The 7,832-nt window shown below is 65.1% G+C and carries 8 protein-coding genes; 2 read left to right on the forward strand and 6 right to left on the reverse strand.

Features of this window, described 5'->3' with window-relative positions:
- A partial coding sequence (locus tag R1101_RS0112020) for a zinc-binding dehydrogenase (protein WP_016933673.1) occupies positions 1-693 on the forward strand: 693 nt, incomplete at its 5' end.
- 3 nt (positions 694-696) lie between these two features.
- Here R1101_RS0112020 and R1101_RS0112025 read toward each other — a convergent pair.
- Positions 697-2,925 carry a glycoside hydrolase family 3 C-terminal domain-containing protein gene (locus R1101_RS0112025; RefSeq protein ID WP_016933674.1) on the reverse strand — a complete coding sequence of 743 codons (2,229 nt, stop codon included), beginning with the start codon at positions 2,923-2,925 and terminating at the stop codon, positions 697-699.
- Between the two features lie 126 nt (positions 2,926-3,051).
- Here R1101_RS0112025 and R1101_RS0112030 point away from each other — a divergent pair, with 126 nt between their 5' ends.
- Positions 3,052-4,902 carry a TerD family protein gene (locus R1101_RS0112030; protein WP_026003183.1) on the forward strand — a complete coding sequence of 617 codons (1,851 nt, stop codon included), beginning with the start codon at positions 3,052-3,054 and terminating at the stop codon, positions 4,900-4,902.
- Positions 4,903-4,970: 68 nt separating this feature from the next.
- Here the strand turns inward: R1101_RS0112030 and R1101_RS0112035 are convergent, their stop codons facing one another.
- The 5 genes from R1101_RS0112035 to R1101_RS0112055 all read right to left on the reverse strand — a co-directional run bounded on the left by R1101_RS0112035 (position 4,971) and on the right by R1101_RS0112055 (position 7,706).
- Positions 4,971-5,330 (reverse strand): hypothetical protein, encoded by a 360-nt coding sequence (locus R1101_RS0112035; protein ID WP_016933676.1) that lies wholly within the window; start codon positions 5,328-5,330, stop codon positions 4,971-4,973.
- A gap of 17 nt (positions 5,331-5,347) precedes the next feature.
- A complete protein-coding gene (locus R1101_RS0112040) occupies positions 5,348-5,935 on the reverse strand; it encodes a DUF3558 domain-containing protein (RefSeq protein WP_016933677.1) in 588 nt (195 codons plus the stop codon).
- A 284-nt stretch (positions 5,936-6,219) separates the two neighbouring features.
- On the reverse strand, positions 6,220-6,579 hold the full coding sequence (locus R1101_RS0112045) for a hypothetical protein (RefSeq protein ID WP_026003184.1): 360 nt from the start codon (positions 6,577-6,579) through the stop codon (positions 6,220-6,222).
- 25 nt (positions 6,580-6,604) lie between these two features.
- A complete protein-coding gene (locus tag R1101_RS0112050; protein ID WP_016933679.1) occupies positions 6,605-7,192 on the reverse strand; it encodes a DUF3558 domain-containing protein in 588 nt (195 codons plus the stop codon).
- A gap of 142 nt (positions 7,193-7,334) precedes the next feature.
- The gene (locus tag R1101_RS0112055) at positions 7,335-7,706 is read right to left on the reverse strand and encodes a hypothetical protein (protein ID WP_232284737.1); all 372 of its coding nucleotides are present in this window, start codon (positions 7,704-7,706) and stop codon (positions 7,335-7,337) included.
- Between the last annotated feature and the right edge of the window lie 126 nt (positions 7,707-7,832).

Here is a 7,832-nt window from a genome sequence, read left to right on the forward strand (position 1 = left end):
ACCCAGGCCGAACTGGTCCGAGTTCCGTACGCCGACAATTCGACCCACCGCATTCCCGACGGCGTGAGCGACGAGCAGATGCTCATGCTCGCCGACATTCTGCCCACCTCCTACGAGGTCGGCGTACTCAACGGCTGTCTTCGACCGGCCGACGTCGTCGTCGTCATCGGAGCCGGACCCATCGGACTCGCCGCGATCCTCGCCGCACGACTGTTCAGCCCGAGCCGCATCGTCGCCGTCGACCTCGCCGACAGTCGCCTCGACGCGGCGAAGGCGTTCGGGGCTAACGTCGTGGTCAACAGCGGTCGCGAGGACGCGGCGGCCGTCGTCCGAGATCTCACGGGAGGTCTCGGCGCCGATGTCACCGTGGAGGCCGTCGGCTATCCCGAAACGTTCGAGCAGGCGGTCGCGCTCGTCAGGCCGTGCGGACACGTCGCGAACATCGGCGTGCACGGCAAACCTGCGACCCTGCACCTCGAGGACATCTGGATCAAGAACCTGACGATCACCACCGGCCTGGTCGACACCTACTCGACGCCCACACTGATCGGTCTCGTGAGCAGTGGTCAGCTCGACACGTCGCCGATGATCACGCACCGGTTCGCGCTCGACGAGTTCGAACAGGCCTACGACGTGTTCTCCCGTGCCGGCGAGACCGGTGCGCTGAAAGTACTCCTCACGGCCGGGTCGTGACGCTCATTCCTGCTGATCGGCGATATCGAGAAGCTGCTGGATCTGCTCCGGCTCGACCCCCGGAGCGAACCCGGCGAGACGACCGAGCGGCATCGACGCCGCCATCTTCAGAACACTCTCGTCGACCCCGACCTCGCCGCCGAGCGAACCGAACGCCTGCAGGACGATCTCGGCGGCCGCGGGGTTCTGGAACAGTTCTCCGAGAGACGACTCCATCGTCAGCGGAATTCGCACCGCGTCGCCCGTCACGTCGACGGTGAGCGTCTGCCGGATGTCGCGGCTCGACGCACCGATGTCGATGCTGTACGTGCCACCTTCGACCACCCAGGAATCGACGCGGGTGTCCCAGTAGGCGAGGTCGTCGCGTCGGATACTCACGGCAACACGTTGCGATTCGCCGGAATCCAGACGGACCTTGGTGAAGCCCTTCAACTCTCGCGGCGCCCGCGCAACGGACGAACCGGGTGCACCGGCGTACACCTGCACGACCTCGGCGCCCGCACGCCCACCCGTGTTGGTGACGGTGACGTGCACCGTGAGATCGCCGTCGGATTCCACAGCGGCATCGGAGTATTCGAACGTCGTGTACGACAAGCCGTGACCGAAGGGGAAGGACACGTCGAGGCGACGCGCGTCGTACGAGCGGTATCCGACGAACAATCCTTCTCCGTACCGCACATGGCCGTGTTCGCCCGGGAAGTTCGTGTGCGCCGGGGTGTCCTCGAGCCGGATCGGGACGGTCTCCGCGAGGCGGCCGCTCGGATTCACGTGCCCGTAGAGCACGTCGGCGACGGCGCCGCCACCGGCCTGCCCGAGCAGCCACCCTTCCACGATCGCAGGAACACGGTCGGCGAAGCCGCTGAGCCGCACGACACCGCCGTTCGACAACACGACGACGACGTTCGGGTTCGCCGTCAGCACAGCATCGAGCAGCGCGGTCTGACGCTGCGGGAGTTCGAGGTCGTCGCGGTCGAAACCTTCGGATTCGAGTTCGGCGGGTACACCGAGGAACACGACCGCGATATCGGCGTCTGCGGCACGCTTCACCGCCTCGTCGACGAGTTCGGCCGAGTCCGATCCGTCGAGCGCGTAACCGGCGGCGAAGGGAACGTCCCGGCCGGACAGCGACCGGATCTCGTCGAGCGCGTTGTCGAGGCGCGTCGGTTCGATCCGGGACGATCCGGCGCCCTGGTAGCGCGGCGTGCGGGCCAGTTCGCCGATCACCGCGATGTTCGCGTCGGTGGCGAGGGGGAGCAGGTCGTTCTCGTTGCGGAGCAGCACGATGCTCTGCCCGGCCACCTCGCGTGCGAGGGCGTGATGGGCATCGGCGTCGAAGGTCGCGCGGGGATCGGACGCAGCGACGGCCTTCTGCACCAGTTCGATCACCCGCGCGGCTGCCGTGTCGAGGACCGATTCGTCGACCGTGCCCGCCCGTACCGCCGCGACGATCTCGGCGTCCGTACGACCTCCTGTGGACGGCATCTCGAGATCCAGACCTGCCGCGAGGGACGCGACGCGGTCGTCGACAGCACCCCAATCGCTCACGACCAGACCCTCGAAACCCCACTCGTCGCGCAGGACGTCGGTGAGCAGCCACGGGTTACGGGACGAGTACACCCCGTTGATCCGGTTGTACGAGCACATCACCGTCCACGGCTGCGCGTCGCGCACGACCCGCTCGAAGGCACGCAGATAGATTTCCCGCAGTGGCCGCGGGTCGACGTCGGCGGAGACCCGCATCCGGTCGGTCTCCTGGTTGTTCGCCGCGAAGTGCTTGAGTGACGCACCGACACCCTGCGACTGCATGCCGTGCACGAGCGCAGCGCCCAGAACACCCGAGAGCAGCGGATCCTCCGACAGGTACTCGAAGTTCCGGCCGCACAAGGGGGAGCGCTTGATGTTGATACCGGGCCCGAGCAGGACACCGACCTGCAGTGCGCGGGCCTCCGCGCCCAACGCCGCGCCGACGCGTTCGAGCAACTCCGGGTCGAAGGAACACCCCAGCGCGACGGCAGGCGGGAAGCAGGTCGCGGGCACGGACGAGTGCAGACCGAGATGGTCGCCCTCGGCGGTCTGTTTCCGCACACCGTGTGGCCCGTCGGTGAGCATGATCGAGGGGATATTCTCGCGCGCAATCGGTTCGGTGTGCCAGAAGTCGAGGCCGCTGGTGAGCGACGCCCTCTCCTCGACGGTCAGTCGCGCCACGATCTCGAGAGGTGAGCGGTCGGTCATGCTGCTCCTTCGGCGGGGTCGGTCCGCTGCACCATAACCCCTCGGGGAGACGGACGATATCGACGGAGCCGGAGCGTGTGGTACATCGGGAGGGCGGTGTCGATCCTGTCGGCCGACTGGTCGAGAATGTCCGATTGTGGTGGTTCTCGTCGGGGGACGAAGCGATCGGAGGAGTACGTGATCGAAGTGCATGCACCGGCGGAGGGGTCCGTGACGTTGCCCCGCGACCATCGATGGGTGGTGGTCGACGTCGAGACCTCGGGTGTACGTCCCAACGCCCACAGGGTCCTGAGCGTGGCCGCCCTCGTGTTGCGCGAGGACGGGTCCGTCGAGCGAGAGTTCTCGACTCTCGTCGACCCCGGCTGCGACCCGGGACCGGTGCACATCCACAACCTCACGCGGGAGCGCCTCACCGGGTCGCCGCGCTTCGAGGACATCGCCGGCGAACTCGCCGGGATTCTCGACGGCGCCACACTCGTCGCCCACAACGCGTCGTTCGACCACGGGTTCCTCGACGCCGAGTTCCGTCGGGCCGGCACCTCGCTTCCGGCGGAGCACCGCCTGTGCACGCTCGCGTTGTCGCGCCGGCTCGAACTCGACGTCCCCAACTACCGGTTGGCCACCCTCGCGCAGCACTGGCAGGTCCAGCAGTTGCAGGAGCACGACGCCTACGACGACGCGCGCGTCCTGTCGGAGATATTCCTGCGCAGCGCCGCCATGGCCGACAACCTGCAGTTGCCGCTACCCGTCGTGAACTGCCGCAGCCGCAAGTCGGTGTATCCCGCATCCATCCCGCGGGTCGCGTGCCAGTGGAAGAACCCGGGTCGTCTCGGCGACGACGGCCTCGTCCAGGGCATGAAGGTCGTGATCAGCGGCTCCACCGTCACTCCGCGTGTCGCGCTCGCGAACCGGCTGACCGACGCCGGACTCGACGTGATGAACAACGCGAGCAAGCAGACAAGCGTCGTGGTGTGCAACGACCCCACGGTGCAGACCGCCAAGGTCCGCAAGGCGATGTCCGAAGGCATTCCCGTGATCAGCGAACACCAGCTCGAGGACCTGTTGACGCGAGTGCGGCCGGGCGAACCGAAGGTCGCGGCCGTCGTCGACATCATCCCACTGCCGGAACCGCAGGTCGCGGTGGTGCCTCAGGTCCGAACACTGACGGGGCAGAAGCCCAAGATGTGGACCGGACGCAAGGTGCTGTTGCTCGGCGGCACGCACCTGCAAGCTGTCATGATGCGCTCGCGCCTCACTCAGCTCGGTGCCCGGCCGGCCCTCAACTTCACGGCCGCCGTCACCGACGTGCTGGTCCTCGAAGGGGGAGAAGCCGACAAGCGGATGGCGCGGGTCGCGGCGCGCGAGCTGCCCGTCCTGCGACCCGACGACGTCGATGCCGCGGTGGAGAACGGAGTGGTGCCCCCGCACATGCGGGCGGAGTCGCGGCTGACGGCGCCGGTGCTGTCCCGCGGTGAGGTGATCGACCTGCCGTCCGACAGTCACCGCTGGGCCGTGAACGTCGCCTGGAAAGCCGAAGCCGTCGGCGACGAATTCGATCTCGACATTGTGGCCTTTCTGCTCGGCGCCGACGAGAAGGTCGACACCGACGACGATTTCGTCTTCTACAACAACCCGCTCTACGACGACGGTGTCGTCGAACTGACCATCGACGGGTCGAGCGAGCACTGCATCCGCATCGACCTCGCGGAACTCCCCGCCGAATGCGAACGCATCGCCATCGCCGCGGCGATCGACGGCAACCGCACCTTCGGTGAACTCGGCGCGGTATCGGTCGGCGTCGACAGCGAGGCCGGCACCGCCGCGACCTTCGTGCTCGACGCCGGCACCACCGAACGCACCATGGTGCTCGCCGAGATCTACCGTCGCGCCGGCACATGGCGGCTGCGCGCCGTGGGGCAGGGGTACGACGACCTCGCGGCCCTCGCACGCCGGTACGGGGTGGAGGTCGACGACTGACCTCTGCTTCGTCGCGCGGGCGGGGATCGCCTGAGCGCTGCGGAGCGCGAAATGGTCAGCGGTGCGCGTTATTGCGCGCTCTGATGACCATTTCCCGCTCCGCTGTCGGGGTCGGTGGCGGTGAGTTGGCGAGCCCACTCGGATTCGGTGTCGCGGAAGGCTTCCCCGCCGGTGGCGAAGGCGTCGCGGAGCTGAGTGAGAGCGTCGATGAACTGTTGCATCCGCTCTCTGGCCGACTCAGGTGTGCCTGCGGCTTTGCGTCGATAGCCAGCAGCGAGCTGTTGAGCGGAGTCGAAGTCGCCGAAACCTCGGACGTCGGTCAGTTTGAAAGTGTGTTTGTACGACTGGTCGAACTCATCCAGCATGGTTTCGCAGATCCTCAGGATCTCCGCTACGACGTGGGGCTCGAGTCTACTGAACTCCGGCATGTTGATCCTGTTCGATGTCAATTCGCAAGGAGGGGTTCAAGCGACGCAACGAGGTCGTCCATCCCTGTGCACCAATCGGTTTGAGGTGCCGAGCCCAAGTGGTCTGCATAGAGAACTCGGGTGATGAGTACAATTCCGAAATCTGTCCCCAGGACGTACTTGCAGCCGTTTCGTGCGTCAGGGTCTACTTCCAAGAGGGCCGGTCTGCCGTTGATGCTCGTATGGCTAGCTATGTATCCGTTTTTCTGGAGTTCCTCCTCCAGGGTGACATTGCCAGCCAGGATATTAAGGCCGTATCCGCGTCTGACTCCCGGGATACGGTCTCTCTTGTCGTATGTGCATCCGAGGAATGTGTACGTTCCCATCGGCATGTCCGCAAGCTCTTTCTTCGCCGCGTCGTACCCAGCTGCGTTCATGAGATCGTCGGGGATGTCGTAGCAGGGATCGAAGGTGACTGGCGGACGGCCGGAGTCATCGGTGATGCGTGGGGTGCGGGTGGTCGAAGTAGCGGCCTCGTCGCTCGTGGCCGGCTCCGCCGAACCCGGACTGCACGCCGTCGCCACTGCCGCGAGTGTTGCGAGCGCGACGATTCCCCACTTACCCATGCGACCCCCCGGTTCGATTTGTCGGCAGACGCTAGCACAGCGGGTCGGCCGGGCGCTCCGTCGCGCGAAGTGGTCACAAGAACGCGTTGTTGTGCGCTCCCTACGACCGCTTCCCGCATCCGCTCGCGAAATTGCTATGTGCACGCGCCGCAGCGGCCGCGGATGGCGAACCGGCGAGCGGATGGAGGTCACATCCTTTGTTCCCCTTGTTCATTCGGCCCCACCGATGGTCCGCCGGACGCCAACCTAAACGCTCAGACGCGCGAAATGGTCATCGGTGCGCGTTATTGCGCGCTCTGATGACGGTTTCCCGCTCCGTTGTCGGGGTCGGTGGCGGCGAGTTGACGTGCCCAGTCGGATTCGGTGTCGAGGAAGGCTTCTCCGCCGGTGGCGAAGGCGTCGCGGAGTTGGGTGAGGACAAGAGTGAATTGTTCGATGCGCTCGACTGCGGACTCCGGTGTGCCGGACGCTTTGCGTTTGTAACCAGCCGCAAGCTGTTGAGCGGACGCGAATTCACCGAAACCACGAACGTCAGGGAGTTTCGCCGCTGTCGTTTGGGCGTCTTCGAACTCCCGAAGCATCACCTCGCAGATACGGACAATTTCATCGACGACATGTGGGTCGAGCCTGGCAAAGTCACTCATCGAAGGTCCTTCGGGTAGATGACGGTCACGTGGGGAGGAAGGGCTCGATCGAGGTGACAAGCTCCTCCAAGCCTGTGCACCATTCTTCGATCGGAGCAGATCCTGGATAGTCCGTGTGGTAGATCCGGGTGAGCATCAAGAGGCCGAAGCTGGTCTCCATTAAGTACTTACAAGTGTCGTTTCGGCTGGGATCGATCTCAAGAAGCGCACGCCGGCCGTTGATAGAAACTGCTGTAGCAACGTGCGCGTTGTTGCTGAGTTCTTCGTCAAGTCTCACGTTTCCAGCGAGGATATTCAACCCATATCCTCGCCTGACACCGGGGACGAGATCATCCTTCCGATACGTGCATCCGAGGAACGTGTACGTCCCCATCGGCATGTCCGCGACTTCCTTCTTCGCCGCGTCGTACCCGGCCGCGTTCATGACGTCATCCGGGATGTCATAGCAGGGGTCGAAAGTGACGGGTGGTCTGCCGGAGTCGTCGGTGATGCGCGGGGTGCGGGTCGTCGACGTGGTTGCCCCGTCGTCTGTGAGGTTATCCGCGGCGCTCGGACTGCACGCCGTCACCACTGCCACTGCTGCTGTGAGCGCGACGATTCCCCACTTACCCATGCGACCCCCCGATCGATTGTCGGGCAGACGCTAACACAGCGCACGCGGGTCGTGAGGGGACGTCAGCCGACTGCATGAACCACTCACACGAATGCCCTCGACTCCTGGGGAGCCGAGGGCATTCGATGGACTCGTCTGCTCGTTACGAGGCGATCGCGTAGTTGAAGCCGCCGGAGCGGTCGCGACTTTCCTCCCGCGCTACCAAAGTCCGGTTCGGCGGGGCGCCGGTGCTTCCCGAGAAGAGTGGGTAGGAGACCGAGTAGATCGCCGCGTACACGTAGTGCGAACGATCGTTGGCGATCGAGGACCAGACATACGAATCTGACTCGATGCCGACCTCGATTGCCCCGCAGTAGACCTTCCCATCGAAGTCGGGCAGGCTGACGAACTTCTCCACCATGCCGTATCGGTCGTAGTAGGTGACTTCGTTGTTGTGCTGGTTAGCGCTGCAGAACACGTACTCGACCGCGCTGCCGGAAACCGTCGCTGCCTGTGCTGCAGGGGCAGTGAGCACGGCAGTGCCCGTAGCGAGAGTTGCCGCAGCAGCGAGCGTTCCGATGAACCTTCTTCATTGAATCCAATCCTTATGTGAATGCTGTCGGTCGAGCGCACCCCGCCCTGGATGTGGGCTGCAGTCCGT

It is taken from the genome of Rhodococcus sp. R1101 (genome assembly GCF_000278445.1).
GTDB classification, from domain to species: domain Bacteria; phylum Actinomycetota; class Actinomycetes; order Mycobacteriales; family Mycobacteriaceae; genus Rhodococcus; species Rhodococcus gordoniae.

Bases quoted from the DNA above. Each gene is read 5' to 3' on its own strand.
- R1101_RS0112025 (WP_016933674.1), bottom strand. From the start codon at position 2,925: ATGACCGACCGCTCACCTCTCGAGATCGTGGCGCGACTGACCGTCGAG.
- R1101_RS0112030 (WP_026003183.1), top strand. From the start codon at position 3,052: ATGTCCGATTGTGGTGGTTCTCGTCGGGGGACGAAGCGATCGGAGGAG.
- R1101_RS0112035 (WP_016933676.1), bottom strand. From the start codon at position 5,330: ATGCCGGAGTTCAGTAGACTCGAGCCCCACGTCGTAGCGGAGATCCTG.
- R1101_RS0112040 (WP_016933677.1), bottom strand. From the start codon at position 5,935: ATGGGTAAGTGGGGAATCGTCGCGCTCGCAACACTCGCGGCAGTGGCG.
- R1101_RS0112045 (WP_026003184.1), bottom strand. From the start codon at position 6,579: ATGAGTGACTTTGCCAGGCTCGACCCACATGTCGTCGATGAAATTGTC.
- R1101_RS0112050 (WP_016933679.1), bottom strand. From the start codon at position 7,192: ATGGGTAAGTGGGGAATCGTCGCGCTCACAGCAGCAGTGGCAGTGGTG.